We start from the raw sequence: 26205 nt of genomic DNA on the forward strand, positions 1-26205 counted from the left end.
GCAACCCGCAATGAAGAACACGATGACGACCCGGCTGGCGACCCTGCGCCGCCGGTGGCGGCCGCTGTGGCCGTGGCTGCGCTGGGGCATGGCCGCTGCGCTGGCGCTGCTGCTGGTGCTGGATTTCGCCTTCCCGCCGCCGCTGCCGAAGCAGCGTGATACCAGCACACTGGTGGTGGCTGCCGACGGCACGCCATTGCGGGCGTTTGCCGATGCCGAGGGCGTGTGGCGGTATCCGGCCTCGGTCGACAGCGTCTCGCCGCTGTACCTGCAGGCGTTGCTGACCTACGAAGACCGCTGGTTCTGGCGCCATCCGGGCATCAACCCGCTGGCGATCCTGCGGGCCAGCGGCCAGCTGCTGCGCGGCGGCCGCATCGTGTCCGGCGGTTCGACCCTGACCATGCAGGTCGCGCGCATTCTCGATCCGCACTCACGCACCCCGTGGGGCAAGCTGAAGCAGATGCTGCGTGCGGTGCAGCTTGAGGTGCACCTGAGCAAGCAGCAGATCCTGGCCCTGTACCTGGAGCGTGCACCCTACGGCGGCACCATCGAAGGCGTGGAAGCGGCCAGCTGGGCCTATCTGGGCAAGCCGGCGGCGCAGCTGTCGCATGCTGAGGCTGCGCTGCTGGCGGTGCTGCCACAGGCGCCCAGCCGGCTGCGCCCGGACCGCCATCCGGAAGCAGCGCAGAAGGCGCGCGACAAGGTGCTGTCACGCATGGCCGAGCTGGGCGCGTGGACACCGGAAGAAGTGGAGGATGCGCGCGTCGAGAACGTGGTGGCGCGTTCGCTGCGCCCTCCCTTGCACGCCGCGCTGCTGGCGCAGCGCCTGCACTCGGCGCATCTGGGCCAGGCACGCATCCAGAGCAGCATCGACATCGGCCTGCAGCGCACGCTGGAAGAGCGCGTGGCCAGCTATTTCTCGACGCTGCCCGAGCGTACCTCGGCGGCCCTGCTGGTGGTCGACAACCGGACCCTGCAGGCACGCGCCTATGTCGGCACATTGTCCTTCGGTGACCGCCAGCGGCTGGGTCACGTGGACATGGTGCAGGCCTGGCGTTCGCCAGGCTCCACGCTCAAGCCGTTCCTGTACGCGATGGCGCTGGACGATGGCCTGATCCATTCGGAAAGCCTGCTGGTCGATGCACCGCAGAGTTTCGGCAGCTACCGCCCCGGCAACTTCGACATGGCCTTCAATGGGCCCATCGGTGCCTCTGCCGCATTGCGGCTGTCGCTCAACGTACCGTCGGTGGACCTGCTGCAGCGGGTCGGCGCGGCGCGCTTCGCTGCCCGCCTGTCGCACGCCGGGATCCAGCTGCGCTTCCCGCCGGGCAGTACGCCCAACCTGTCGCTGATCCTGGGCGGCACCGGCGCGCGCCTGGAAGACCTGGTCGGCGCGTTCGCCGCGCTCAACCGGAGCGGTATCGCCGGCCGCGTGCGTTATACCGACGACGAGCCCATGATCGAGCGGCGCCTGGCCTCGCCGGGCGCCAGCTGGATCGTGCGCGAGATGCTCGAATCAAACCCGCGCCCGGGATACAGCGCCGGGACGTTCGATGTCGGTGGCCGCCCGCGCGTGGCGTGGAAGACCGGCACCAGTTACGGGTACCGCGATGCGTGGGCGATCGGCAGTACCCGCCACTACACGGTGGGCGTGTGGGTGGGCCGGCCGGACGGTACTCCGTTGCCGGGCCAGTACGGCGCGGTCACCGCGCTGCCGCTGATGTTCGAAGTGGTGGACAGCCTGCCGCGCCAGCGTGGTGATTCGGCGGCCGCGCCGATGCCGGCCAGTGTCAGCCAGGAAGACATCTGCTGGCCCACTGGCGAACGTGCCGAGGGGCTGCCGGCGGCACTGTGCCAGCGCAGGATGCCAGCCTACCTGCTCGATGGTGCCGCACCGCCGACCTTCCCGGAGCGCGAGGCGCGGCGCTGGCAGCCGGGGCGGCAGCGTTACCTGGCCGATGCGCGGACCGGTCTGCGTGTCTCCGCTGATTGCCGTTTGCCGCATGAGGAAGTCGCGCGTGAGATCGCGCGCTGGCCGGCGCTGTTGTCGCCGTGGCTGCCCAAGGCCACGCGCGACGCCTCGCAGCTGCCGGCGCTGTCGCCGGACTGCCGTGATGATGGCCGGGAGGCCAGCGTCGCGCTGCACATCGATGGCCTCAATGATGGCGCCGCACTGGCGCGTGCGCCCAACGCCGAACATGGCGTACGCCTGCAGCTGCGCGCGCTGGGCAGCGAGCAGGCGGTGGACTGGTTGCTGGATGGACGCTGGATCGCGCAGACCCGCGGCGCACAGTTGATGCAGCGCGAGTTCGCCGATCCCGGGTCGCATACCCTGACCGCCTTGGCCGCGGACGGCGCGTGGACGCAGGTACGGTTCACTGTCCTCCGGTAGGTGCCGGGCCATGCGCGGCGGGATGGCATTGCTCCGCTTTGGTGGGTGCCAACCTTGGTTGGCACGCGAACGGCAAAGCGCCCACCAAGGTGGGCATCTACCAGAGCATCCGCAGCGCAATCATTCCCCGATCCACCCATCCAGCAGATCGGCGAACTCGTCGGCGTGTTCCTCTTCCTGCGCCAGGATCTCTTCGAGGATGCGCTTGGTGGTGGTATCGCGGTCGCCGATGAAGTTGATCATCTCGCGGTAGCTGTCGATGGCGATGCGTTCGGCCACCAGGTTCTCGCGGACCATGTCGCGCAGGTCGCTGCCTTCCTTGTATTCGGCATGCGAGCGCGCGGTCAGCGTATCCGGGTTGAAGTCGGGCTCGCCGCCGAGCTGCACGATGCGCTCGGCCAGCTTGCCGGCATGCGCCTGTTCCTGCTGTGCATGTTCAAGGAATTCGGCTTTCACCGCGTCGGCCAGCATGCCCTTGGCCATGAAGTAGTGCCGGTAGTAGCGCAACACGCACACGTACTCGGTGGCCAGTGCGTCGTTGAGCAGCTTGATCACCACCTTGCGGTCGGCGCTGTAGCTGTCGGTGATCGCACCATCCTCGATGTTGCGCCGGGCGCGCTCGCGCAGGGCCGTGCGCTCGCTGATGCCGGGAATCTGCGCGGCGGGCTTGGGGGCTTTGGCTGGCTTGCTGGACATGGCTGGCCGTTTCCTCTTGCGGTGGGAGATCAGGTGGGCAGGTGCTCCAGCACGTAGTCGGCCGAAGACACTTCGAATTGACCAGGCTGTTCAACCCAGGCGGCGCGGACCACGCCGTCGACCACGTACAGGGCGAAACGGCGCGAGCGGATGCCCATGCCCGAGGCACTGGCGTCGAGCTCCAGGCCGAGCGCGCGGGTCAGTTCGGCATTGCCGTCGGACAGCATCAGCAGGCCGTCGGGCACGTGCTGATCTGCGGCCCAGGCCTTCATTACGAACGGGTCGTTGACGGCCATGCAGTAGACATCGATGCCGCGCTGGCGGAAGGCCTCGAATTTCTCGACGTAGCCGGGCAGGTGGCGGGCCGAGCACGTCGGCGTGAACGCGCCGGGCACGGCGAACAGCACCACCTTGCGCGCGTCGAACAGCGAATGCGTATCGAGCGTTTCAATGCCCTCGCGGATGCGCTTGAGGGTCACTTCCGGAATGCGGTCGCCGACATGGATGGTCATGGGGGAACTCCTTGCTGGGGCAGCGTAGTGGGCCGGATGGGACAGGGGCGTCAAGACATTGGAAAACCGGCGTGCAGGCCCCATCTTCAGGCTTTGCGGAGCGGGCTTCCAGCCATAGCCTGGGGCAGGGCGATGGCAACCGCATTGCGCAGGATCAGTCGGCCTCACTGGCGCCGCACGAGGGGCGGCGGAGCATCGCCGGCGCGTAGAATGAACCCGGGGCGGCGCCACCGGCGCGGCCGAAGCAGATCGAGGTAGCTGGATGGAATTCAAGGATTACTACGCCACCCTGGGGGTGGAACCGAGCGCGGGCGAGGCGGAGATCAAGACCGCCTACCGGCGGCTGGCACGCAAGTACCACCCGGACGTCAGCAAGGAAGCCGGGGCGGAGGACAAGTTCAAGGCGGTCAACGAGGCCTACGAGGCGCTGCGCGATCCGGAAAAACGCGCGGCCTACGACCAGCTGCGCGCGCAGGGCTATCGCCCGGGCGAGGAATTCAACGTGCCGCCGAACTACGGCGGCGCCGGTGGTTTCAACTTCGAGGAAGTGTTCGGGGGTGGTGGCGCCAACGGCGGCTTCAGCGACTTCTTCGAAAGCCTGTTCGCGCGCCAGCGCGGCGGTGCCGGTCCTGGCCCGGGGTTCAGCAGCCAGGGCCATGCCCCCAACCGCGACACCCGTGCCAAGCTGTCGGTCCCGCTGGAAGCGGCCTACAGCGGCGACAGCCTGCGCATCACCGTCAACGGCAAGCAGCTGGACGTGCGCGTGCCCAAGGGCATCCGTCCGGGGCAGGTGATCCGCCTGGCGGGGCAGGGCAACCATGGTGGCAACCTGCTGCTGGAAGTGGAGTACGCCGCACACCCGCAGTTCGAGGTCGATGGCCGCAACATCCTCTACACCTTGCCGGTCACGCCGTGGCAGGCCGCGCTGGGCACCAGCATCAGCGTGCCGACCCTGGGCGGCGCGGTGGAACTGAAGATCCCGGCCGACTCCGATGCCGGGCGCAAGCTGCGCCTGCGTGGGCGGGGCCTGCCGGGCAATCCGGAGGGCGACCAGATCGTCGAGATCGAGATCGTGGCCCCGGCCGCGACCGACGAGGCGCAGAAGAAGGCCTACCGGAACCTGGCCAAGGCGTTTGGCGAGACGATCTGAGACGCCTTCCGGTAGTGCCGGCCGCTGGCCGGCAGAGGTTTGATTGCCGGCCAGCGGCCGGCACTACCGCGCGCGTCTCAACCCTGGCCGGCGAACACGCGCTCCAGCACTTCGGACAGCTCGTCTTCCGAGAACGGCTTGGTGATGTAGGCCTTGGCGCCCTGGCGCATGCCCCACATGCGGTCGGTGTCCTGGTCCTTGGTGGTCACCAGGATCACCGGAATATGCCGGGTTGCCTCGTCGCGGGCGAGGGTGCGGGTGGCCTGGAAGCCGTTGAGATTGGGCATCACCACGTCCATCAGGACCAGGTCGGGCAGCTCGGCCTTGGCGGTTTCGACCCCGGCCGCGCCATCGGTGGCGGTCAGGATCTGGTGCCCGAGCTTCTCGACGATGCGCTGTATCCCCAACAGCTGCGACGGTGAGTCGTCGACGATCAGAATGCGTGCCATGTTGTTCCCCATGTAATGCCCGCAGTGTAGTGCGGGCTCATTACCGGCGGGAGGGGCGCATCTGCCGTCCGTCGCCTGCCTGCGACGTTCAGTCGATCCGCACCACGGTGCGGCCCAGCGCTCCGCCCGCCAGCATCCGCTCGAACACGGCCGGCAGGCCATCGAGGCCGACCTCCGCGGTACAGATGCGGTCCAGGTGCTGCGGTTTCCATTCGTTGCCCAGCCGCGCCCAGACGTCCTCGCGCAGCCCGCGTGGCGCATTGGCCGACGACACGCCCAGCAGCGACACACCACGCAGGATGAACGGCATCACCGTCATGTCCAGGGTCGGGCTGGCCGCCAGGCCGGCACTGACCACGCTGCCGTAGGGCGCGGTCTGCGCCAGCAGGCTGGCGAGCATGGCGCCGCCGGCATTGTCCAGGCCCCCACCGAAACGCGCCGATTGCAGTGGGCCGGTGTCGGCCAGGGCCTCACGCGGCAGCACCTCGGTGGCGCCGATGGCGTGCAGGAAACCGGTCTGGTCGGGTTTGCCGCTGATCGCATGCACCGTGTAGCCGGCGCGGCTGAAGATCGACAGTGCCAGCGCACCGACACCGCCGCTGGCGCCGGTGACCGCCAGCGGTCCAAGCTCCGCGCTCTGCCGGTTGTCCTGCATGCGCAGCAGCGCCAACGCCGCGGTGAAGCCGGCGGTGCCCAGCACCATCGCCTCGCGTGGGCTCAGCCCGGCCGGCTGGGCGATCACCGCACGCGATTCCAGCCGCACATACTGGCTGTAGCCGCCGTCGCGGGTCTCGCTGAGGCCGCAGCCGGTGGCCAGCACCGCGTCGCCTTCACGCCATTCCGGATCGGTGCTGGCGACCACGGTGCCGGCTACGTCGATGCCCCCCACCAGCGGGAAGCGGCGCAGGATCTTTCCCTTGCCGGTGCCGGCCAGGGCGTCCTTGTAGTTGACCGAGGACCAGCTGGCGCGGATCAGAACCTGGCCGGGGCTGAGGTCTTCGACCTTGAGCTGGGCCAGGCCGCTGCGGTAACCGGCGTCGTCGTTTTCGATGCGGAAGGCGGTGAATGGGGTGGTGGGGGCCATCGGCATTGCCTGACTTCGAGGAAAACGCCACCTTACCCCGTTGCCCCCCTTTCGATCCTGCCAATCCGCCCCATCTTGTATGATCAGTAATGGTTTCACGGCTGGCGCCGCGGGAAGGGCCCGCGCCGCAGCCCACATCTTGATGGAGCGTGCATGGCCTGGAATACACCCGGCGGCAACAAGGGCGGACAAGGCCCCGAGGACAATCGACGCGGGCCGTTCGGGTCGCGCGGCGGTGGCAATGGTGGTGGCTGGGGCGGATTGCCCGGGCCGCTGAAGGACCTGTTCGACGGCGGCATCGTGCGTTGGGTGGTGGCGGCCGTTGTGCTGCTGGTGCTGTTCTCCAGCTTCCAGCTGATCGGTGAACAGCAGCGTGGCGTGGTCCTGCGCTTCGGCCAGTTCTCGCGCATCCTGCAGCCCGGTCCGAACTTCAAGCTGCCGTGGCCGATCGAATCGGTCACCAAGGTCAACGCCACCGAGATCAAGACGTTCTCGATCCAGGTGCCGGTGCTGACCCGCGACGAGAACATCGTCAACGTCTCGCTGAACGTCCAGTACCGCATCGACGACCCGCAGCAGTACCTGTTCGGCACCGTCGATGCCAACCAGGTGTTGGAGCAGTCGGCGCAGAGCGCGGTGCGCGAGGAAGTCGGCCGTGCCGACCTCAACGCTGTACTGAACAATCGTGGCCCGCTGGCCGTAGCTGCCGAGGAGCGCCTGCAGGCACTGCTGAAGGCGTTCAAGACCGGCCTGACCGTGACCGGCCTGACCCTGCAGGACGCCCGTCCGCCGGAAGAAGTGAAGCCGGCCTTCGACGAAGTCAACGGTGCCCAGCAGGTCAAGGAACGCCTGATCAACGAAGCCCAGGCCTACGCTGCCAAGGTCGTGCCGGAAGCCCGAGGCCAGGCCTCGCGCGCCCGTACCACCGCCGAAGGCTACAAGCAGGCTGCGGTGTCCAAGGCCGAGGGTGACGCGCAGCGCTTCAGCCTGTTGCAGGCCCAGTACAAGGACGCCCCGGAAGTGACCCGCAAGCGCCTGTGGCTGGAAACCGTGCAGCAGGTGCTGAGCGAGAACCGTAAGGTGATCGGCGGCGATGGCCGCCAGCTGATCTACGTGCCGATGACCGGAGATACCCGTCCCACCACCTCGGCCCCGGCCGCAGTGGCGAACCCGGACGTGGTGATGCCATCGCTGCCGGGTGCAGCGGTGGAAGCTTCCCGTGATCCGGGCCGGCCGGTGGGCCGCCCGACCGGGCGACCGAGCGGCCGTGAGGAGGGCAGCCGATGAAGAGTCCTATCTGGATCGCCGTGATCGTGGCGGTGGTGCTGGGCCTGCTCGGCTCGGTGTACGTGGTCCGTGAGGACCAGACCGCCATGGTGCTGAACCTGGGCAAGGTGGTGCGTTCGGACATCAAGCCGGGCCTGCACTTCAAGGTGCCGGTGGTGGAAACGGTGAAGGTCTTCGACCGCCGCTTCCAGGTGCTCGACACTGCGCCTGCGCGCTACTTCACCGCCGAGCAGAAGGACGTCAGCGTCGACTTCTTCGCCATCGGCTACATCTCCAACGTAGGTGACTACTTCCGTGCCACCGGCGGCGACCCGCGTGTGGCCAACGCCCGCCTGGCGCCGATCATCACCGACTCGCTGCGCAACCAGATCAATTCGCGCACCCTGCAGCAGCTGGTGTCCGGCGACCGCAGCGAGCTGATCGCCGAGCAGCTGAAGGGGATCAACGAGGCGGTGGCCGGCCTCGGCATGCAGATGATCGACCTGCGCATCAAGCAGGTGGACCTGCCGACCGACAGCCAGGTGATCAACGACGTGTACGAGCGCATGCGCGCCCAGCGCAAGCAGGAAGCGGCCAAGCTGCGTGCGGAGGGCGAGGAGCAGTCGCTGACCATCCGTGCCCAGGCCGACCGCGACAGCACCGTGCTGATCGCCGAGGCCGAGCGTGATGCACAGCGCCTGCGCGGTGAAGGCGATGCCGAGGCGGCCCGCATCTATGGCAAGGCCGGCTCGGCCGATCCGTCGTTCTATGCGTTCTATCGCAGCCTGGAGGCCTACCGTGGCTCCATGACCGACGGCAACGGCGTGATTGTGCTCGACAAGAACGACCCGTTCCTGCAGTACCTGAAGAACGACCGCTGAGGTCGCAGGGCACTACCCCACGGGGCCCGGCCAGACGCCGGGCCCCGTGCTTTTTCCGGAGTTCCCCATGAAAGATCTGTTCGCCGCCGTCTGTCTGGTCGCGGTGCTGGAAGGCCTGTTCCTGTTCGTGGCGCCGTTCGCCTGGAAGCGCATGGCCGAACGCCTGCTGGACCTGCCCAGCCCGGCCCTGCGCAGCTTCGGGGGGCTGGTGCTGCTGGCCGGCCTGAGCCTGCTGTGGTGGGTGAGGCATTAGCAGGGGTCAGATCCCTTTCCGCAGGAAAGGGATCTGACCCCATTTCGGTCCCCTGACCGGCCGGTGAAGCCGCCGGTCGGAAAGGTGGCACCGGACCCCGGAAACCCGGATAATGCACAAAAGCCGGACGGGCCTCCCCGTTCGGCTTTTTCCGTGTCTGGGCCTTCCATCGCCGGCTGCTCCCCGTTTGGAGCCGCCCTCCAGGTGCTGGCCAGCCCCGCCACGGTTTACCCGTCCGCGGCCCCGATGGCCGCAACAAACCGAGGAGCCCGTCATGGGTCAGTCTGTCGTAGTGTTGGGTGCCCAGTGGGGCGATGAAGGCAAGGGCAAGATCGTCGATCTGCTCACTGAGGAAATCGGCGCCGTCGTGCGCTTCCAGGGCGGCCACAACGCCGGCCACACCCTGGTCATCAACGGCAAGAAGACCGTCCTGCACCTGATCCCGTCGGGCATCCTGCGTGACGACGCGCTGTGCCTGATCGGCAACGGCGTGGTGATCTCGCCGGCCGCGCTGCAGAAGGAAATCGCGGAGCTGGAAGCCTCCGGCGTGGAAGTGCGTTCGCGCTTGAAGATTTCCCCGGCCGCGCCGCTGATCATGCCGTACCACATCGCCCTGGACCAGGCGCGCGAGCGCGCTGCCGGTGGCAAGGCGATCGGTACCACCGGCCGTGGCATCGGCCCGGCCTACGAAGACAAGGTGGCGCGTCGCGGCATCCGCATCGCCGACCTGCATTACCCGAAGCAGCTAGAAGAACTGCTGCGCACCGCGCTGGATTACCACAACTTCGTGCTGACCAAGTATCTGAACACCGATGCAGTCGACTTCCAGAAGACCTTCGACGAGGCGCTGGCCTTCGGCGAATACGTGCAGCCGATGAAGTCCGACGTGGCGGGCATCCTGCACGACCTGCGCAAGCAGGGTAAGCGCGTGCTGTTTGAAGGCGCGCAGGGTGCGCTGCTGGACATCGACCACGGTACCTACCCGTATGTCACCAGCTCCAACACCACCGTCGGTGGTGCGCTGGCCGGTTCCGGCGTCGGCGCCGATTCGATCGACTACGTGCTGGGCATCGCCAAGGCCTACGCCACCCGCGTCGGCGGCGGCCCGTTCCCGACCGAACTGGACGACGAAGTCGGCCAGGGCATCCGTGACCGCGGCGCCGAATACGGCGCATCGACCGGCCGCCCGCGTCGTTGCGGCTGGATGGACATCGTCGCGCTGAAGCGCGCCGTGGCCATCAACGGCATCAGCGGCCTGTGCATCACCAAGCTGGACGTGCTCGATGGCATGGAAAAGCTGAAGGTCTGCATCGCCTACGAATACAACGGCAAGCGCACCGAATATGCTCCGCTGGATGCGCAGGGCTGGGAAGAGTGCACCCCGGTGTACCTGGAGTTCCCGGGCTGGAGCGAGAACACCCACGGCATCACCCAGTGGGACGAGCTGCCGCCGGCGGCACGCGCCTACCTGCGTTCGCTGGAAGAACTGGCCGGCTGCCCGATCAGCATCGTTTCGACCGGCCCGGACCGCGACCACACCATGGTCCTGCAGGATCCGTTTGCCTGAGTGAGAGACCGGTAGCGCTGGGCCCTGCCTGGCGTCGCAGAAGGAAGAAGCCCCGCGAATGCGGGGCTTTTTCGTTACTGTGTCGCCAGTCCAGTGCCGGCAAGGAAGCGAAGCGATGACCAGGATGCCAGCGTGAAAGGCGAGACCGTGGTGCGGATCACCCTGTGGGTGTTGTGGAGCCTGTGGGGCGTCGCCTGCGTGGTGCTGGCGCTGGGCGCCATCGCCAATCATCTGGCCTCGCGCACCCAGACCCTGCCGCTGCTGCTGAGCCCGGGCGCGACGGCTGAGGTCACGGTCTACCGCCTCATCGATGACCCACTGCGGCTGCGACTGCGGTATGCCGCGGACGGTACTGAGGCTGACCCTGAAGTGCTGCTGCGCATCGATACTCCCACCGATCATGGAGACTTCCGCGCAGAAGAGCGTTCGGGAGTGGCCGGGCAGGGCATCAACCGCAGACTGGCATCGGTTGAATCCAGCGGCCTCATGGCGTCCTACTTTGGTTATGGCCGCGGCGATGCATTGCCATGTGGCCGTTCATGGCTGCGGGTAACCGTGCTGGAGGTGGACCCTGCGCTCGAGGGGCGCGCGGCAGACATCGAGCTGCAGCCACCCTTGAATCTACTGAAGCTGACCGACCTGGACTACGTCTGGCTGTGGCCGTTCTTCTTCTGGAAGGTGGCGGCGCTGTTCCTGCTGATTCCGGGGGCAGCCTTGGCGGTGTTCACGTTCACCTTGCGGCGCTGGCAGCGCCGCACTCCCGCGAGGTAGTGCCAGACCCAGTGTGGTGGCACTCATGGATCACCGGAAACTTGCCCGAGAGGGGTAGGATCATGCCCATACCGGGTAACAACCCGCCGGTCCTTCTGCGCTGACGTCAAAGGGCGGTTCAATTCAGCCGCATCGACCTGCCGTTGGTCTTCATGCGCGGGTGGAGCGTCGCTGCAGTGCGCGCGGCACTGTTGGTTGCGGAGAATCCAGTCTCTACGCGACCACGGCGCTTCATCGGTCTGAACAGGATCTTGTCGCTTTTCACCTTAAATCAACACGGGACGACAGGCGGGAGTCTGCCGGGGATCGCCGCGTGCCAATGGCTGCCGCCACGCATGGCGTCTTGCATGCAGCTTGCGCTGGCGGAGACTCGTCGCCAGCAACATGATGGATGACTACCGTGCGGGTCCTGCACGGTATCTGCCTGCCAATTAGGAGCAATCACATGGGCGCATGGGGACACGGTTCATTTGATAATGACGATGCCTGCGATCTGGCCTGCGATCTGACGGAATGCACGGATCTCTCGATAGTGGAGGAAGCGCTGCGCGCGGCTATCAACCCCGATGATTACCTAGAGGCACCTGAAGCGGGCAGGGCGGTCGCGGCTGCAGAGGTGGTGCTGGCACTGTTGGGCCAGCCGACGGCTGCCATTGCCGAGGAAGAAGCGTTACTCGCTTGGGTCAAGGCATGCAATCAGGTGCCATCGTCAGCGATGTTGTTGCTTGCACAACTCGCTGTCCAGCGTGTACAGGCCGAGGACTGTGAACTGCGGGAATTGAAAGAGGAATCCGACTCGTTGGACGAATGGATGGCCGAAGTGAACAGGCTGCAGGAAGGCCTGCGCGCCGCATGCAGCGTGATCGGCTGACGCGTCAGCGTCCGGCTGCTCGCAGCAATGGGTAGGGGTTGATCGATTCCCCCTTCCACCACTGCCTCTCCGGCCCCAGCACGTGTACCTCAAAATGCAGATGCGGCGCGTCGGCATTGGCGTTGCCGGTGCTGCCTACATAGCCGATCACCTCGCCGCGCTTGATCACCTGCTTCTCGGCCAGGCCATCGGCGTAGCGCTGCAGGTGCGCGTAGTAGTAGCACCAATGCCCGCTGGGCTCGAACTGGTAGATCGTCAGGCCACCGCGCTCGCTGTCGAACAGTTTCTCCACCGTGCCATCGGCCACCGCCAGCACCGGCGTACCTGCATCGGCCAAGATGTCGATGGCATCGTGTACGCGCCCCTCGCTGCGTGCATCGGTGAAGGTATCGCGCAGCTGCGAGGGCAGGATGCCCTGCACCGGCAGCAGCAAGCCGGACGGTGCATCGGCAGCCTGGGCGGCCGGCGGCACGGTGGAGGCGGGTGGGGCTGTTGCGCCTGGCGCTACCGGTTCCGTCACCGGCGCGGCGGCTACCGTCGATGGCGCTTCCGGCAGCGCGTCTGTCACCGGCTCATCCATATCGCGGTGCAGCCACCAACCTGCACCCAATCCCAGCAGAACACCAAGCACAATCAGTTGCGGAAGACGCATCGACTCACTCCTGCATCACGACAGGCACCGAGGTGTCTACTGCGTCGGCCACGCGCAGTGCATCCCAGTTGGTCATGCGTACGCAGCCATGCGACTCGGTCTTGCCCACGTGGCCGGGTTCAGGCGTGCCATGCAGGCCGTAATGCGGCTTGGACAGATCGATCCAGACCCGGCCGACCGGATTGTTCGGGCCGGGCGGCAGCGTGGCCTTCTTTTCACCTTTTCGGGCATCCCAGAACAGCTTCGGGTTGTAGTGGAACGGCGGGTCGCGGTACACACCCAGGATCTTCCATTCGCCGATCGGCAACGGGTCGTGCTGGCTGCCGGACGACACCGGCACCTGCGCGATCACCTTGCCCTGTGCGTCCAGTAGCTGCAGCGTGGAGTCGGATTTGTCGACCACGATCCTGGCGGCCTTCGGCAATGCGGCCGGGGCGATGTTGGGGACCTGGATGCGGCTGCCAGCCCTGGTCAGATCCACGCCGGGATTGAGCATCTTCATCAGCTCTGGGGACGCGTGGAAGCGCTCGCCCAGGGCTTCTTCCACACTACCGTAGCCCAGCGATTTCAGCTTGGCCTGGGCGGCAGGTCCTTTCGGTAGCGTCTGGAACGGGCCGACGACATCCTCAGCAGTCAGCGTGTAGCTGGCCAGCGGCGTGATCGTATCGGCCTGCAGAGCCTTCCAGGTGGCGTCGTCCAGCTCACCCGTTACGGTAAGCCCGTGCGCCGCCTGGAAGCCTGACACCGCCCGCCGCTGGTTGCTGCCTACCTCACCATCAATCTGGCCTGGAGAGAAGTTCGCGCGATCCAGCAGCACCTGGGCATGCAGTGCGGAGCGCACCGCGGTGTCCGGGCCAGCCTTCTCGGCAATGGGGGCGGGCAGGTTGGGCGGCGGCGCCTGCGCGAAGGCCGGGGACGCCAGCAGCGAGATTGCGAGCAGGGTGGATCGGGACACAGATGAGCGCATTGGGATCTCCAGCAGGTACGCCGCCACCTTGCCCGCAGACGGTGCGGAGCCGCCGTGAAAGGGATCTGATACCCGCATGAGCAGGCATGTCATTGCGGCCGGCTGGCACCGGCAGGTGCCGCTGGGACGGGGACTCACCAAGGTGAACGGTGGCCGACGCCGTCGATGGGCGGCGATCAAGATTGCCTGCCGTGCCGCCGATAAGGCCACATCCCCCCGTTTTGGATACCCCCATGAACTACTTGAGGAACGTCAGGGTTGCCTGGCGTCTTGGGCTGGGCTTTGGCCTGTTGCTGCTGCTGGTTGCCGCCGTAGTGGCCACCGGCGCCACCGCCAGCGTCGTGCAGAAGCGCGCGATGCAGCAGGTGGTCGACGTCAGCGTGGCCAAGGTGCGCCTGTTGTCGCAGATGCTCGACGCCAACAACCAGATGATGGTGGTGCGCCGCGAGATGCTGATCCGTCAGGGCGAAGACCGCGGCAGCGATGAGAAGCGCATTGCCGATCTGGTCAAGCGCTATGAGGCCAGCTGGACCGCCTACCAGGCACTGCCAGGCGATGCGGAGGGCAAGGCCATCGCGGAAACCATCGCGGCCAAGCGTGCCATCGCGCGCCCGCTCAACAAGCAGACCAGCGAACTGATGGAGCAGGGCGACTACCCGGGCGCCGTGGCGCTGACCCTGGGTCCGGTGCAGGAAGCCGCCAACGGCTGGAACAAGGCGCTGTCCGATGGCGTGGACTTCGAGGAGAAGGAAAGCCGTGAGGCTGCCGCCGAGGCGATCCGACTGGGCGAGCGCAGCCTGCTGCAGCTGCTGGTGCTGGGCGGCGTCGCGCTGCTGGTGGGCATCGGTGCCTCGGTGATGATCGGCCGCAGCCTGACCGGTCCGCTGGCGCGCGCGGTGAACCTGGCCGAGCGCCTGTCCAAGGGACAGCTGGACCAGGAGTTCCGCCTCGGTGGCCGCGACGAGCTGACCCAGCTGGGCGAGGCGATGGCCAGCGTGCGCCAGAGTGTGCAGGCGGCGATCGGCGCGCAGTTGCAGATGGCCGAGCAGCACGAGGCCGGTGCAATCCGCTATCGCATGGACGCCAGTGCGTTCCCCGGTGATTTCGGCCGCATGGTGCAGGCCACCAACAGCCTGGTGGAGTCGCACGTGCAGGTGGAACTGCTGATGGCCGAGGTGATGCAGCGTTACGCCATGGGTGACCTCAGCCGCGACCTGCCGGACTACCCGGGCGAGAAGGGCACGCTGACCCGCACCCTGGCAGCGGTGAAGCAGAGCCTGATGGCGATCAACGCGCAGATCGATCAACTGGCCCGTGCCGCACGCGCCGGCGATTTCAGCATGCGTGGCGATGCCGCTGCGTTCCAGTACCAGTTCAAGACGATGGTCGAGCACCTCAACGGCATGATGGCCAGTTCGCAGGCCAGCATCGCCGATGTTTCCGACGTGCTGCGCGCGATCTCGCATGGCGACCTGACCGCACGCATGGAGGGCGAGTACGACGGCGTGTTTGCGCGCATGCGCGACGATGCCAACACCACCACCGCGCAGCTGACCGGCATTGTCCGCGGCATCCAGGTGGCTGCCGACAGCATCAACAACGCGGCCCAGGAACTGGCCGCCGGCAACAACGACCTGTCGCGCCGCACCGAGCAGCAGGCCGCGAATCTGGAAGAAGCGGCCGCGTCGATGGAGGAGCTGACCTCCACCGTACGCCAGAACGCCGAACTGGCGCGTCAGGCCGACAGCGAAGCGCATGCCGCCGGTGCCGCCGTGCGCGAGACCGAGCAGGCGATGGCACAGATGGCATCGGTGATGGGCGAAATCGATCAATCCTCGGCGCGCATCTCGGAAATCTCCACGGTGATCGACGGCATCGCGTTCCAGACCAACATCCTGGCGCTGAATGCCGCAGTGGAAGCTGCGCGTGCAGGCGAGCAGGGCCGTGGCTTTGCCGTGGTCGCCAGCGAAGTGCGCACGCTCGCACAGCGTGCCGGTGTCGCCGCCAAGGAGATCAAGGAACTGATCGAGGACGCCGCTGCCAAGGTGAAGAGTGGCCTGGCGGTGACCGTTGAATCGGAAGCCGCGATCGCACGCGTGGCGCAGGCCAGTTCGCGCACCACCCAGCTGATGAGCGACATCGCAGCGGCCAGCAAGGAGCAGGCCGCCGGCATCGAGCAGGTCAACCAGGTGGTCGTGCAGATGGACCAAGTGACCCAGCAGAACGCCGCGCTTGTGGAGGAGGCCACTGCCGCGAGCCGCGCGCTGGAAGAACAGGCGCATGCACTGACCACGTCAGTGGCGGTATTCCAGCTGGAGCAGGGGCCGCGCATGCCGGTCATGCCGGCGCGGGCGGCGTAAGCGACCTGTAACTGGATACTGGATGGCGCCCTGCCTGCGATGTCCCGCATGCAGGGCGTCGATGCACCCACCGGAACGATGCCGCGGGCTAGCGCCCGCGGGCTGAGCGTTCGATCAGCCAGCCGGCTGCGTACAGCAACAGCAGTGTTGGCGGAACCAGCACTGCATATGCGGTCGACCAGGGCTTGCCACGCAGCAGGCCGCCTGCGCCGATGGCATCGAGTGCGGCAGACTGCAGGGTGATGGGGAGCGCCATCAGGATATAGGTACCCTTCGGGTCCCCCTCCGACTGCGCGCCGTGAACCAGCCATGCGGTCAACAGCAGGTAGACCACGCAAAGCGCAAGACCGGTCCAGCTCAGGAGTCGCCGCATCTTCATCCGCATGCCCCGGTTCAACGGACGTCGAAGCGGGCCTGCAGCGGCAGGCTCACTTTCCGCAGCAGATCCCGGACCACCACCTGCGCAGTCCACGTGCCTTTGGGATCACCGGCCTCGGCGACGAACTTCAGGTGCAGGTTGGTCATGTACAGCAGGTTTGGCGGGCCGGTCAGGGCGGCGGTGAAACAGGGAACATCGCGTTCGTCGATACTGGTACTGCCGTCCGGGCGCAGCATGCGCAGATCGCAGTGCACCTTGGGTACGCGGTTCTCGTCCAGTTGCGGGTTGGAGAGGAATGTCAGCAGGAACAACTCACCGCCCAGGTGGACTTCGTTGGCCTCGTTGAAGCCGGGAGTGGTCTCCGGCGGGGTCTCCCACTTGGCCCGCCAGTCGGCATCGGAAGTGACCAGCAGCGATGCCGCGAAGCCGCCGCTGGATTTCATGGCATCGGTCTCCGTCAACGCCTTGCCATCCCCATTTATCCAACCATCGCTGGCGGAGCTGTTCAGTGGCAGCATCATGGCCATCATGGCCAGCGCGCAGGTCCATCGCATCAACGGCTCTCCCGGGTAGCCGCGTCCCGCGGCAGAGCGGGTAGTATTGCCCAACATTGGCCGGCAAAGCAGCAGGACAGCCTGGGCAGGGGTTCCGTTGCCTGCCGATGTGGGTGATGCTTGCCGGCAAAGGAGGTGGCATGGGAATCGGGAGCGAGGAAACGCCGATCTTTTTCCCTGCATCGGCCGCGCCGCAGCACGTGCTGATGCTGCCCGGTCTGGATGGCTCCAGCAGGCTGTCGCCCCCGTTCCTGTCGGCACTCCAGGCTTACGGTCTGACAACGCAGGCGATCACGCTGCCCGCGCAGGGACCGCAGGATCACGCCACGCTTACCCAACGGCTGTGGTCGCAGCTGCCCAGTCGTCCCTTCATCCTGCTCGCCGAGTCTTTCTCGGGCCCGTTGGCTGTTGAACTGGCCACGCGGCATCCCACCGGGCTGCGCGGACTGGTGCTTGCAGCGACCTTTGCGCGTCGGCCGGTGCCACTGCCGGCAGCCAGCGCAGCCCTGCTGTCGCCGGCCTGGCCGCTGCCTCCCGTGGCATTGCTGGCGCGCCTGTTGCTGGGGCCGTGGTACACCCGCGGGCACACGTCGATGCTGCGCGAAGCGTTGGCCAGGACTCCGACGAGCACGTTGCGGCAACGCGCCGCAGCGACCCTGCGGGTCGACGTGCGTGCATTGCTGCCAGCAATCCAGGTGCCGACGCTGTGCCTGCACGCGTGCCACGACCGCCTGCTGTGGCCGCCCAGCGTGGCCGAGCTGCAGGCCCTGTTGCCCGATGCCCGCCATGTATCGTTGGAGGGGCCACATCTGCTGCTGCAGGCGCGTGCCGACGCAGCTGCAGCCGAAGTGGCCGCGTGGATGAGGACGTTGCCGCGTTGAACGATGCGCTCAGCTGCGGGCGCGGGTACGTGCCGCTTTTCTGGCCGCCACCTTGCGCACGGTCTTCTTCGCCGCACGGGTCTTGGCCGCCTTCTTCGCTGCAGCACTGCGCGAGGCGGCTGTACCGGCCTTCTTGACCGCTGTTTTCTTTGCGGCCTTCTTGGTGGCGGTCTTACGAGCCGGTGCCTTCTTTGCCGCCGCCTTCTTCGCAGGCGCCTTCTTCGCGGCCTTCGCCTTGGTCGTGGCCTTCTTTGCGGCTGACTTCCTGGCAGGCGCCTTGCTGGCCGCCTTCTTGCTCGCCGCCTTCTTCGTACCCTTGCGTGCGCTGCCGCTACGTTTGCCGCCACCGTCCTGCTTGTTCACGGTGGCCCAGGCGATGCGCTCGGCAGTCCCTTCACTTGCGCCGCGCTCGCGCTCGCTGTCCTCGATGTGCTCGGCCTGGCGCTTCTGTTTCTCGGTATATGCGGATTTGTCACCACGGGGCATGACGGATCTCCTGTCGTAGTAGTCAGGCCAGCAGGCGCAGCTTCGGTTCACGCGCCCATTGGCGGGTGGCGGCCGCCGCCAGGAATGCCTTGGCGTCTTCCGCTTCGACGATGCCGGCATCGTTGCCGACCCGCGCCGCCTTCAGCAGCGTTTGGCCGCCCGCGTCGCTGGCGATGGCCTTCAGGTGCGCCCACGCCTGGCTGACGAATTCGACGGCTGCACTCTCTTTCGACAAGGCCTTCGCGGCTTCCGGGCTGAGCACCACGGCCACCGCATCGAACACAGCCGATGGCGTGCCCGCCAGTTGCCCATCCGCCGCCTGCATCGCCCCATCGCTCAGCGTGGCGCCGCCTACTTTGGGCGCGACCAGCTTCACGTCTGCACCCGCCTTCCGCGCCGCTTTGCTCAGGCTGGCCATCACGCGCGCGTCGGAGCCTTCATCAAACAGGATGCCGATGCTGCGCCCTTGCAGGGTGGGCTTGTTGCGCCCGATCACGCGCACCTCGGGAGCGGCAGGCATGTCCTGCGCCGGCGTGGCGGTCGGCGCTGGGGCGGGCAGTGCAGGCAGCGCGAGCCCATCGGCTACGCGCTGCGCCAGTGATTCGTCGATGTTGCGCAGGTGGCTGACGGTACGCACCCGCACCTTGAGTGTTTCCACCTTGGACAATTCGAACACGAGTGCCGATGCCAGATGCGCCTGTTCCGGCTTCTCAAGGCTACGGAAGAACATGCGTGCCTGGCTGTAGTGGTCGGCGAAGCTCTCCGCGCGGGTGCGGCCCTTGCGGCCATCGTCGGCGCTGGCGTGGCTGCGGAAACCTGCGGGCGTCTCGCGCGGCGAGTCCTCCTGCAGCGAGCTGGGATCATAGGCGACGCGGCCCTTGGGCACCTGCATCTGCATGTGGCCGTCGCGCTGGTGATTGGCGAACGGGCACTTCGGGGCATTCACCGGGATCTGGTGGAAGTTCGGGCCGCCAAGCCGCAGCAGCTGGGTGTCCAGGTAGGAGAACAGGCGGCCCTGCAGCAGCGGATCGTTGCTGAAATCGATGCCCGGCGGCACGTTGGCCGGGCAGAACGCCACCTGTTCGGTCTCGGCGAAGAAGTTGTCGGGCCAGCGGTCCAGCACCATGCGCCCGATCACCTGCAACGGCACAAGCGATTCGGGAATGATCTTGGTCGGGTCCAGGTGGTCGAACGGAAATGCCTCGGCCTCCTCTTCCGTGAACAGCTGCACCGCCAGTTCCCACTCGGGGAAATCACCGCGCTGGATGGCCTCGAACAGGTCGCGGCGATGGAAGTCATTGTCAGCCGATTGCAGTTTCAACGCTTCGTCCCAGACCGTTGACTGGATGCCCAGCTTGGGTCGCCAGTGGAATTTGACGAACGTCGACTCGCCCGCCTCGTTCAGCAGGCGGAAGCTGTGCACACCGAAGCCCTCGATCATCCGCAGTGAACGCGGGATGGCGCGGTCGCTCATCGCCCACATGATCATGTGCATCGACTCGGGCATCAGCGAAATGAAGTCCCAGAAGGTGTCATGGGCCGAGGCGGCCTGCGGGAACGCACGGTCTGGTTCCATCTTCACCGCATGCACCAGGTCCGGGAATTTCATGGCGTCCTGGATGAAGAACACCGGGATGTTGTTGCCGACCAGATCCCAGTTGCCTTCCTTGGTATAGAACTTGACCGCGAAGCCGCGCACGTCGCGCGGAGTGTCCACCGACCCTGCGCCACCGGCCACGGTCGAGAAGCGGGTAAACACGGGCGTCTTCACGCCTACCTCGGTCAGGATGCGCGCCCGGGTGTGGGCGGCCAGAGACCGGGTCAACTCGAAGTAGCCATGTGCCGCGCTGCCACGTGCGTGCACGATGCGCTCGGGAATGCGTTCGTGATCGAAGTGGGTGATCTTCTCGCGAAGGATGAAGTCTTCCAGCAGCGTGGGTCCTCGAGGTCCCTGCCGCAGGGAGTTCTGGTTGTCTGCCACCGGGATGCCCTGATCGGTGGTCATCGCCGGGTGGCTGCCGCCGGCGCGCGGGTGCAGTTCATCGCCGTTGCCGCGGGGGTGGTTTTCGGTTGCGCGCTTGCCGGTCGGCTTGCTGGCGGCCATGGGGGGAGGCTCCGGATCATCAAGGGAACCACGACACTGGAACCGAACCCGTTAAACCCAGGTTCGGCAAAGGTGAACGTACGGGCAAAAGCAGGCTCGGGTATGCTTGCCCCATGCGAGTCGAGCCCGCCGACATCGAAGCCCTGTTCGACGCCATCCCGGACGTGCTGTTCTTCATCAAGGACCGCCAGGGGCGGTACACCCACGTCAACCAGACCATGCTGCGACGGCTGGGCCTGCGCGCGCGCAAGGACGTGATCGGGCGCACAGCGGCCGAGATCTACCCGACCGGCCTCAGCGCGGACTATGTCGACCAGGACGCCCGCGTGCTGTCCGGCGAGGTGATCGAGAACCTGATGGAGCTGCACCTGTTCGCCAACCGCGAACCGGGCTGGTGCCTGACCTGCAAGCGCCCGTTGCTGGTCGATGGCGCCATCGAGGGCCTGATCGGCATTTCCCGCGACCTGGGCCAGAAGGACAGCCTGGGCGCCCAGTACGAGCAGCTGCGGCTGGCCCTGGCCCACCTCAACGCGCACTACGCCGAGAACGTGCGCATGCAGACCCTGCTGGACATCACCGGCTTTTCGCTGTCCAAGCTGGAGCGCAGTTTCCGCAAGGTGTTCCAGATGACCCCGCAGCAGGTGCTGACCCGGCTGCGGATCCAGATGGCCATGCACCTGCTGCATGGCGACGACAGCATTGCCTGCATCGGGCAGGCCTGCGGTTTCAGCGACCAGAGCGCCTTCACCCGTAAGTTCAAGGCTGAAACCGGTTTCTCGCCGCGCGCCTATCGCGCCCGGATCGGCGGCAACGTCGGCGAGCCCGCACTGGCCTGAGCCCCCTGCTGCGCTGTGCCTATCCCCGCGGGCCTGGGACAGGGTAAGGTGTCGCCCCTGTAGCCCGCCGCCAGCCCCGCCGATGCCCAATTCGATTCCGACCGCTTCGCCGTCCCGCCTCGGACATTCGCTCAAGCCCCGCCAGCTGATCATGATGGGCCTGGGCAGTGCCATCGGCGCCGGCCTGTTCCTCGGTTCGGGCGTGGGTGTGCAGGCGGCCGGTCCGGCGGTTCTGGTCTCGTATCTGGTCGCTGGCGCGCTGGTGATCATCGTGATGAATGCACTGGGCGAGATGGCGGCGGCCAAACCGACCAGCGGTGCGTTCTCGGTGTACGCCGCCGATGCCATGGGCGCCACTGCTGGCGCTACGGTTGGCTGGTTGTGGTGGGTGCAGCTGGTGATCGTGATCGCCGCCGAGGCGGTGGGTGCGGCCGGGTTGCTTGCCACGGTCTGGCCGGTGGTGCCGGTACCGATGGCTGCGTTGGCCTTCATGCTGTTCTTCACTGCGATCAACCTGCTCGGGGTGAAGAACTTCGGCGAGTTCGAATTCTGGTTCGCCATCCTGAAAGTGGCGGCGATCCTGGCCTTCATTGCCATCGGCGTGGCACTGCTGATGGGCTGGCTGCCGCAGGTCACCTCACCTGGCCTGAGCAACTTCACCGGACACGGCGGTTTCGCACCGAAGGGCCTGGCCGGGATCGGTGCGGCGCTGCTGGTTGTCGTTTTTGCCTTCGGCGGCACCGAAATCGTCGCCGTTGCGGCGGCCGAAACCGAAGATCCCGAACGCAGCATCGCCCGTGCCATCCGTACGGTGGCCTGGCGCATCCTGGTGTTCTACATCGGCTCGCTGAGCGTGATCATCGCCGTGGTGCCCTGGACCAGCGAAGCACTGAAGTCGCCCTTCGCCGCCGTGCTGGACATTGCGCGCATTCCGGGCGCAGGCACCGCCATCACCCTGATCGCGGTGATCGCGCTGCTGTCGGCACTCAATGCCAACCTCTACGGCGCCTCGCGCATGATGTATTCGCTGGCGCAGCGCCGCGAAGCGCCGGCTGTGCTGGGCTGGACCGATCCGCGGCAGGTGCCGGTCATCGCCGTGCTGGCCAGCGTGCTGTTCGGCTTTGCGGCCACGGTGATGGAGCTGCTGTTCCCGGACCGGGTGCTGCCGGTGCTGCTGAACATCGTCGGTTCCACCTGCCTGCTGGTGTGGACGCTGTCGCTGGTTTCGCAGCTGGTGCTGCGCCGCCGCGCCGATCGCCTGGGTACCCGGCTGCCATTCCGCATGGCCGGTTTCCCGTGGCTGACCTGCTGCGCGCTGGCGATCCTGGCGCTGATCTTCGGCCTGCTGCTGAGCGAGGCGCACACCCGCCTGCAGTTCTTGTCGATGGTGGCGCTGACCGCCACCATCGCCGCCGGCAGCGCCATCGCCCGGCGCATGCGCGAGGCGTGACTGAAGCTGTAGAGCCGACCCTACGGTCGGCTGCGGTTGCTGTAGTTTCTGTAGAGCCGACCCTGTGGTCGGCTGCGGTTGCCGTAGTTTCTGTAGAGCCGACCCTGTGGTCGGCTGCTGTTCGCGTGGCCGCCAGCCGAGCGCGGGCTCGGCTCTACAGCCGGCATACATCCGCCGTGCCATCCTGATCGTGTGGGCCGCCAGCGGCCCGTCGACCAGGAGTACCGCATGCTGCGCAGCCGTCCCTTCCTGATGTTCACCGGCCAGGCCGAGGCCGCGCTGGCCCTGTACGCCGAAGCCTTTGCCGATTTCCGCCTGCTGGCCCTGCAACGCCACCCCGAGGGGGCCGGCGCCGGCGTACCCGGACAGGTCCGCCAGGCCATCTTCCTGCTCGGTGGCACCCACTACCTGTGCTTCGACAGCCTGGATGTGCACGACTTCACCTTCAGCCCGTCGATCTCGCTGTTCGTCGAGTGTTCCGGTGCCGAGCAGTTCGAGCGAGCGGCACGCGTGCTGGGCGAGGGCGGCCATTGGTTGATGCCGGTGGGTGATTACGACTTCAGCAACCGCTATGGCTGGGTGCAGGACCGCTTCGGCGTATCGTGGCAGTTGAGCCTGGGACAGATGCCGGACCCGTGATCGGGTAATTGTGGGTGTGGACCTTGGTTCACACGCCCTCATGAAAACGGCCCGCTTGCGCGGGCCGTTTTCTTTATCGATGCAGTGAGGAATCAAGCCTCGACTTCATCATCCTTGTAGGCATCGACCGGGATGCAGGCGCACATCACGTTCTTGTCGCCGTACACGTTGTCGACGCGTGCCACCGGCGGCCAGTACTTGCTCTGCTTCAGGCTGGCCAGCGGGAAGGCAGCCAGTTCGCGCGGGTAGGCGTGGGTCCACTCGCTGGCGGTCACTGCGGTGGCAGTGTGCGGCGCGTTCTTCAGCGGGTTGTCCTCGCGGTCCAGGCGGCCGTCTTCGATCGCGCTGATTTCCTCTCGGATCTGGATCATCGCGTTGATGAAGCGATCCAGCTCGTGCAGCGACTCGCTCTCGGTCGGCTCGACCATCAGCGTGCCCGCGACCGGGAAGCTCAGGGTCGGGGCGTGGAAGCCGAAGTCGATCAGGCGCTTGGCGACGTCCTCGGCGCCGATGCCGCTGGTCTTCTCCAGCGGGCGCACGTCCAGGATGCATTCGTGCGCCACCAGGCCGTTGCGGCCGGTGTACAGGGTCTTGAAGTGCGGGGCCAGGCGCTTGGCGATGTAGTTGGCGTTGAGCTGCGCGACCTGGGTGGCCTTGCGCAGGCCTTCGCGGCCCATCATCGCGATGTACATCCAGCTGATCGGCAGGATCGAAGCACTGCCGAAGCTGGCCGCGCTGACCATGCCGACCGGGCCGTTGTCACCCAGCTTGCCCGGCAGGAACGGGGCCAGGTGCTCCTTGACCGCGCATGGGCCCACGCCCGGGCCACCACCGCCGTGCGGGATGCAGAAGGTCTTGTGCAGGTTCAGGTGCGAAACGTCCGAACCCCACTTGCCCGGCTTGGCCACGCCGACCAGGGCGTTCATGTTGGCGCCGTCGGTGTACACCTGGCCGCCGTGCTTGTGGATGATCTCGCAGATCTCGACCACCTCTTCCTCGAACACGCCGTGCGTGGACGGGTAGGTCATCATGATCGCGGCCAGGCGGTCGCTGTACTTCTCGGCGTTGAGGCGGATGTCCTCGACGTCGACGTTGCCGTTGGCATCGGTCTTGGTCACCACGACCTTCATGCCGCACATCTGCGCCGAGGCCGGGTTGGTGCCGTGCGCCGAGTCCGGGATCAGGCAGATGTCGCGGTGGCCTTCGCCGCGCGAGCGGTGGTAGGCACGGATCGCCAGCAGGCCGGCGTACTCGCCCTGCGCGCCGGAGTTCGGCTGCAGGCTGACCGCGTCGTAGCCGGTGCATTCGACCAGCATCGCTTCCAGCGTGTCGATCAGTTCCTTGTAGCCCAGCGCCTGGTCGGCCGGCACCAGCGGGTGGATCTGCGAGAACTCCGGCCAGGTCACCGGGATCATCTCGGCGGTGGCGTTGAGCTTCATGGTGCACGAGCCCAGCGGGATCATCGTGCGGTCCATCGCCAGGTCCTTGTCGGCCAGCGAACGCAGGTAGCGCAGCAGTTCGTGCTCGCTGTGGTGGGTGTTGAACACCGGATGGGTCAGGAACGCGGACTGGCGCAGCAGGCCGGCCGGCAGCGCGTCGGCGGTGCTTGCGTCCAGCGCATCGATGTCGGCCTGCGCGCCGAACACGGCGGCCAGCGCGACCACGTCGGCGCGGGTGGCGGTCTCGTCCAGGCTGATGCCGACCGAGTCGCTGTCGATCGCCCGCAGGTTGTAACCGGCGGCTCGTGCCTTGGCGTGGATCTCATCGGCATGCACGCCGGTGATGTGCAGGGTGTCGAAGAAGTCGCCACCGACCTGCACGCCGGCGTTGCGCAGTGCCGCAGCCAGGATCGAGGCCAGGCGGTGGGTGCGCCGGGCGATGCGGGTCAGGCCTTCCGGACCATGGTAGACCGCATACATCGAGGCCATCACCGCCAGCAGCACCTGTGCGGTACAGATGTTCGACGTCGCCTTCTCGCGGCGGATGTGCTGCTCGCGGGTCTGCAGGGTCAGGCGATAGGCCGGGTTGCCCTGGGCATCGATGGAGACACCGATCAGGCGGCCCGGCATCGAGCGCTTGTAGGCGTCACGGCAGGCCATGAACGCGGCGTGCGGGCCACCGAAACCGAATGGCACGCCGAAACGCTGGCTGTTGCCGACCACGATGTCCGCGCCCCATTCGCCCGGGGCGGCCAGCAGGGTCAGTGCCAGCAGGTCGGTGGCCACGGCCACCAGGCCGCCGCGCGCGTGCACGGCATCGACCAGCGCCCTGTAGTCGCCGACCTGGCCGAAGGTGTCCGGGTACTGCAGCAGCAGGCCAAAGGCTTCCGCTTCCAGTGCTTCGGCCGGGGTGCCGACGCGCAGCACGATGCCCATCGGTTCAGCGCGGGTGCGCAGCAGTTCCAGGGTCTGCGGGTGCACGGCGTCGTGCACGAAGAAGGTGTCCGACTTCGACTTGGCCGAACGCTTGGCCAGGGTCATCGCTTCAGCGGCGGCAGTGGCTTCGTCCAGCAGCGAGGCGTTGGCGATCTCCATGCCGGTGAGGTCGGCGCACAGGGTCTGGAAGTTGATCAGCGCTTCCATGCGGCCCTGCGAGATCTCGGCCTGGTACGGGGTGTAGGCGGTGTACCAGGCCGGGTTTTCCAGGATGTTGCGCAGGATCACGTTCGGGGTGTGGGTACCGTAGTAGCCCTGGCCGATGAAGCTGCGCAGCACGGTGTTCTTGTCGGCGATCGCACGGATCTTCGCCAGTGCCTGCACTTCGGTCATCGACTCCGGCAGCGCCAGCGGCGCCGGCGACTTGATCTTGGCCGGCACGATGGCATCGGTCATCGCATCCAGCGACGCGTGGCCGACGACGTCGAGCATCTGCGCGATCTCGGCATCGTTGGGGCCGATGTGGCGCTCGACGAACGCATTGTGGTGCTCGAGCTCACGCAGGGAAGGGGTGTTCTGGGACATGGCGAAGGATCCGTCAGGAAAGGGCACACGCACGGGCACAAGCCG

24 protein-coding genes are annotated in these 26205 nt (G+C 66.8%); 13 read left to right on the forward strand and 11 right to left on the reverse strand.

What is annotated here, in order from left to right:
- Positions 1-10: 10 nt before the first annotated feature.
- On the forward strand, positions 11-2392 hold the full coding sequence (gene pbpC, locus ACM0PY_RS17045) for a penicillin-binding protein 1C (RefSeq protein ID WP_180884208.1): 2382 nt from the start codon (positions 11-13) through the stop codon (positions 2390-2392).
- A gap of 120 nt (positions 2393-2512) precedes the next feature.
- On the opposite strand, the gene ACM0PY_RS17050 is transcribed toward pbpC, so the two are convergent.
- Together ACM0PY_RS17050 and ACM0PY_RS17055 are read right to left on the reverse strand one after the other, a co-directional pair.
- Complete coding sequence (locus tag ACM0PY_RS17050) at positions 2513-3088, reverse strand: ferritin-like domain-containing protein (protein ID WP_061478851.1); 576 nt, start codon at positions 3086-3088, stop codon at positions 2513-2515.
- Positions 3089-3117: 29 nt separating this feature from the next.
- Positions 3118-3600 (reverse strand): peroxiredoxin, encoded by a 483-nt coding sequence (locus ACM0PY_RS17055; RefSeq protein WP_049413449.1) that lies wholly within the window; start codon positions 3598-3600, stop codon positions 3118-3120.
- Between the two features lie 262 nt (positions 3601-3862).
- On the opposite strand from ACM0PY_RS17055, the gene ACM0PY_RS17060 reads away from it, so the two are divergent.
- Positions 3863-4750, forward strand: a complete 888-nt coding sequence (locus ACM0PY_RS17060; RefSeq protein ID WP_061478849.1) for a DnaJ C-terminal domain-containing protein — start codon at positions 3863-3865, stop codon at positions 4748-4750.
- Positions 4751-4827: 77 nt separating this feature from the next.
- Here ACM0PY_RS17060 and pilH read toward each other — a convergent pair whose 3' ends face one another.
- Both pilH and ACM0PY_RS17070 read right to left on the reverse strand, forming a co-directional pair.
- Positions 4828-5199, reverse strand: a complete 372-nt coding sequence (gene pilH, locus ACM0PY_RS17065) for a twitching motility response regulator PilH (RefSeq protein WP_005410644.1) — start codon at positions 5197-5199, stop codon at positions 4828-4830.
- 88 nt (positions 5200-5287) lie between these two features.
- A complete protein-coding gene (locus tag ACM0PY_RS17070) occupies positions 5288-6283 on the reverse strand; it encodes a YhdH/YhfP family quinone oxidoreductase (RefSeq protein ID WP_134970348.1) in 996 nt (331 codons plus the stop codon).
- A gap of 153 nt (positions 6284-6436) precedes the next feature.
- Here ACM0PY_RS17070 and hflK point away from each other — a divergent pair, with 153 nt between their 5' ends.
- The 6 genes from hflK (at position 6437) to ACM0PY_RS17100 (ending at position 11892) form a co-directional block, all read left to right on the forward strand.
- Entirely contained in the window at positions 6437-7570 is a 1134-nt protein-coding gene (hflK, locus tag ACM0PY_RS17075; protein WP_072168589.1) for an FtsH protease activity modulator HflK, read from the forward strand.
- Positions 7567-8430, forward strand: coding sequence for a protease modulator HflC (hflC, locus tag ACM0PY_RS17080; protein WP_019660037.1), 864 nt, complete (start codon positions 7567-7569; stop codon positions 8428-8430). The genes hflK and hflC overlap by 4 nt, the downstream gene beginning before the upstream one ends.
- A 67-nt stretch (positions 8431-8497) precedes the next feature.
- Positions 8498-8683 (forward strand): DUF2065 domain-containing protein, encoded by a 186-nt coding sequence (locus ACM0PY_RS17085; protein ID WP_005414170.1) that lies wholly within the window; start codon positions 8498-8500, stop codon positions 8681-8683.
- 274 nt (positions 8684-8957) lie between these two features.
- Entirely contained in the window at positions 8958-10250 is a 1293-nt protein-coding gene (locus tag ACM0PY_RS17090; RefSeq protein ID WP_005418326.1) for an adenylosuccinate synthase, read from the forward strand.
- 132 nt (positions 10251-10382) lie between these two features.
- Positions 10383-11021, forward strand: a complete 639-nt coding sequence (locus ACM0PY_RS17095; protein WP_235646714.1) for a hypothetical protein — start codon at positions 10383-10385, stop codon at positions 11019-11021.
- A gap of 445 nt (positions 11022-11466) precedes the next feature.
- Positions 11467-11892 carry a DUF4259 domain-containing protein gene (locus tag ACM0PY_RS17100; RefSeq protein WP_180886269.1) on the forward strand — a complete coding sequence of 142 codons (426 nt, stop codon included), beginning with the start codon at positions 11467-11469 and terminating at the stop codon, positions 11890-11892.
- A 4-nt stretch (positions 11893-11896) separates the two neighbouring features.
- On the opposite strand, the gene ACM0PY_RS17105 is transcribed toward ACM0PY_RS17100, so the two are convergent.
- Positions 11897-12544, reverse strand: coding sequence for a M23 family metallopeptidase (locus ACM0PY_RS17105; RefSeq protein WP_180886271.1), 648 nt, complete (start codon positions 12542-12544; stop codon positions 11897-11899).
- 4 nt (positions 12545-12548) lie between these two features.
- Complete coding sequence (locus ACM0PY_RS17110; protein WP_134970345.1) at positions 12549-13511, reverse strand: L,D-transpeptidase family protein; 963 nt, start codon at positions 13509-13511, stop codon at positions 12549-12551.
- A 233-nt stretch (positions 13512-13744) separates the two neighbouring features.
- Between ACM0PY_RS17110 and ACM0PY_RS17115 the strand changes: the two genes are divergently transcribed.
- Positions 13745-15871, forward strand: coding sequence for a methyl-accepting chemotaxis protein (locus tag ACM0PY_RS17115; protein WP_134970343.1), 2127 nt, complete (start codon positions 13745-13747; stop codon positions 15869-15871).
- An 88-nt stretch (positions 15872-15959) separates the two neighbouring features.
- Here the strand turns inward: ACM0PY_RS17115 and ACM0PY_RS17120 are convergent, their stop codons facing one another.
- Both ACM0PY_RS17120 and ACM0PY_RS17125 read right to left on the reverse strand, forming a co-directional pair.
- Complete coding sequence (locus ACM0PY_RS17120) at positions 15960-16250, reverse strand: hypothetical protein (protein WP_032954416.1); 291 nt, start codon at positions 16248-16250, stop codon at positions 15960-15962.
- 14 nt (positions 16251-16264) lie between these two features.
- Positions 16265-16777, reverse strand: coding sequence for a hypothetical protein (locus ACM0PY_RS17125; RefSeq protein ID WP_231111973.1), 513 nt, complete (start codon positions 16775-16777; stop codon positions 16265-16267).
- A 167-nt stretch (positions 16778-16944) separates the two neighbouring features.
- Between ACM0PY_RS17125 and ACM0PY_RS17130 the strand changes: the two genes are divergently transcribed.
- Positions 16945-17685, forward strand: coding sequence for an alpha/beta fold hydrolase (locus tag ACM0PY_RS17130; RefSeq protein ID WP_180886275.1), 741 nt, complete (start codon positions 16945-16947; stop codon positions 17683-17685).
- 9 nt (positions 17686-17694) lie between these two features.
- Here ACM0PY_RS17130 and ACM0PY_RS17135 read toward each other — a convergent pair whose 3' ends face one another.
- Together ACM0PY_RS17135 and ACM0PY_RS17140 are read right to left on the reverse strand one after the other, a co-directional pair.
- Positions 17695-18171: a hypothetical protein gene (locus ACM0PY_RS17135; RefSeq protein ID WP_180886277.1), complete on the reverse strand. Its 477-nt coding sequence runs from the start codon at positions 18169-18171 to the stop codon at positions 17695-17697.
- A gap of 22 nt (positions 18172-18193) precedes the next feature.
- Positions 18194-20275, reverse strand: a complete 2082-nt coding sequence (locus tag ACM0PY_RS17140) for a catalase (protein WP_134970337.1) — start codon at positions 20273-20275, stop codon at positions 18194-18196.
- 113 nt (positions 20276-20388) lie between these two features.
- Here ACM0PY_RS17140 and ACM0PY_RS17145 point away from each other — a divergent pair, with 113 nt between their 5' ends.
- The 3 genes from ACM0PY_RS17145 (at position 20389) to ACM0PY_RS17155 (ending at position 23200) form a co-directional block, all read left to right on the forward strand.
- Complete coding sequence (locus tag ACM0PY_RS17145) at positions 20389-21111, forward strand: helix-turn-helix transcriptional regulator (protein ID WP_005418296.1); 723 nt, start codon at positions 20389-20391, stop codon at positions 21109-21111.
- Positions 21112-21193: 82 nt separating this feature from the next.
- The gene (locus ACM0PY_RS17150) at positions 21194-22561 is read left to right on the forward strand and encodes an amino acid permease (protein WP_061478840.1); all 1368 of its coding nucleotides are present in this window, start codon (positions 21194-21196) and stop codon (positions 22559-22561) included.
- Between the two features lie 228 nt (positions 22562-22789).
- Positions 22790-23200, forward strand: coding sequence for a VOC family protein (locus ACM0PY_RS17155; RefSeq protein WP_005418291.1), 411 nt, complete (start codon positions 22790-22792; stop codon positions 23198-23200).
- A gap of 92 nt (positions 23201-23292) precedes the next feature.
- Here ACM0PY_RS17155 and gcvP read toward each other — a convergent pair whose 3' ends face one another.
- Positions 23293-26160, reverse strand: a complete 2868-nt coding sequence (gene gcvP / locus ACM0PY_RS17160) for an aminomethyl-transferring glycine dehydrogenase (protein ID WP_134970335.1) — start codon at positions 26158-26160, stop codon at positions 23293-23295.
- Between the last annotated feature and the right edge of the window lie 45 nt (positions 26161-26205).

The sequence above is a fragment of the Stenotrophomonas sp. BR163 genome, assembly GCF_047520985.2.
GTDB lineage: Bacteria > Pseudomonadota > Gammaproteobacteria > Xanthomonadales > Xanthomonadaceae > Stenotrophomonas > Stenotrophomonas sepilia.

What these genes read in the sequence shown, in the direction of transcription:
- ACM0PY_RS17135 (WP_180886277.1), bottom strand. Translation starts at nt 18,171, where the DNA reads ATGCCCCGTGGTGACAAATCCGCATATACCGAGAAACAGAAGCGCCAG.
- pilH (WP_005410644.1), bottom strand. Translation starts at nt 5,199, where the DNA reads ATGGCACGCATTCTGATCGTCGACGACTCACCGTCGCAGCTGTTGGGG.
- ACM0PY_RS17130 (WP_180886275.1), top strand. Translation starts at nt 16,945, where the DNA reads ATGGGAATCGGGAGCGAGGAAACGCCGATCTTTTTCCCTGCATCGGCC.
- ACM0PY_RS17085 (WP_005414170.1), top strand. Translation starts at nt 8,498, where the DNA reads ATGAAAGATCTGTTCGCCGCCGTCTGTCTGGTCGCGGTGCTGGAAGGC.
- ACM0PY_RS17150 (WP_061478840.1), top strand. Translation starts at nt 21,194, where the DNA reads ATGCCCAATTCGATTCCGACCGCTTCGCCGTCCCGCCTCGGACATTCG.
- gcvP (WP_134970335.1), bottom strand. Translation starts at nt 26,160, where the DNA reads ATGTCCCAGAACACCCCTTCCCTGCGTGAGCTCGAGCACCACAATGCG.
- ACM0PY_RS17105 (WP_180886271.1), bottom strand. Translation starts at nt 12,544, where the DNA reads ATGCGTCTTCCGCAACTGATTGTGCTTGGTGTTCTGCTGGGATTGGGT.
- ACM0PY_RS17140 (WP_134970337.1), bottom strand. Translation starts at nt 20,275, where the DNA reads ATGGCCGCCAGCAAGCCGACCGGCAAGCGCGCAACCGAAAACCACCCC.
- ACM0PY_RS17145 (WP_005418296.1), top strand. Translation starts at nt 20,389, where the DNA reads ATGCGAGTCGAGCCCGCCGACATCGAAGCCCTGTTCGACGCCATCCCG.
- hflK (WP_072168589.1), top strand. Translation starts at nt 6,437, where the DNA reads ATGGCCTGGAATACACCCGGCGGCAACAAGGGCGGACAAGGCCCCGAG.
- ACM0PY_RS17115 (WP_134970343.1), top strand. Translation starts at nt 13,745, where the DNA reads ATGAACTACTTGAGGAACGTCAGGGTTGCCTGGCGTCTTGGGCTGGGC.
- ACM0PY_RS17050 (WP_061478851.1), bottom strand. Translation starts at nt 3,088, where the DNA reads ATGTCCAGCAAGCCAGCCAAAGCCCCCAAGCCCGCCGCGCAGATTCCC.
- ACM0PY_RS17090 (WP_005418326.1), top strand. Translation starts at nt 8,958, where the DNA reads ATGGGTCAGTCTGTCGTAGTGTTGGGTGCCCAGTGGGGCGATGAAGGC.
- ACM0PY_RS17155 (WP_005418291.1), top strand. Translation starts at nt 22,790, where the DNA reads ATGCTGCGCAGCCGTCCCTTCCTGATGTTCACCGGCCAGGCCGAGGCC.
- pbpC (WP_180884208.1), top strand. Translation starts at nt 11, where the DNA reads ATGAAGAACACGATGACGACCCGGCTGGCGACCCTGCGCCGCCGGTGG.
- ACM0PY_RS17070 (WP_134970348.1), bottom strand. Translation starts at nt 6,283, where the DNA reads ATGGCCCCCACCACCCCATTCACCGCCTTCCGCATCGAAAACGACGAC.
- ACM0PY_RS17100 (WP_180886269.1), top strand. Translation starts at nt 11,467, where the DNA reads ATGGGCGCATGGGGACACGGTTCATTTGATAATGACGATGCCTGCGAT.
- ACM0PY_RS17060 (WP_061478849.1), top strand. Translation starts at nt 3,863, where the DNA reads ATGGAATTCAAGGATTACTACGCCACCCTGGGGGTGGAACCGAGCGCG.
- ACM0PY_RS17125 (WP_231111973.1), bottom strand. Translation starts at nt 16,777, where the DNA reads ATGGCCATGATGCTGCCACTGAACAGCTCCGCCAGCGATGGTTGGATA.
- hflC (WP_019660037.1), top strand. Translation starts at nt 7,567, where the DNA reads ATGAAGAGTCCTATCTGGATCGCCGTGATCGTGGCGGTGGTGCTGGGC.
- ACM0PY_RS17110 (WP_134970345.1), bottom strand. Translation starts at nt 13,511, where the DNA reads ATGCGCTCATCTGTGTCCCGATCCACCCTGCTCGCAATCTCGCTGCTG.
- ACM0PY_RS17055 (WP_049413449.1), bottom strand. Translation starts at nt 3,600, where the DNA reads ATGACCATCCATGTCGGCGACCGCATTCCGGAAGTGACCCTCAAGCGC.
- ACM0PY_RS17120 (WP_032954416.1), bottom strand. Translation starts at nt 16,250, where the DNA reads ATGAAGATGCGGCGACTCCTGAGCTGGACCGGTCTTGCGCTTTGCGTG.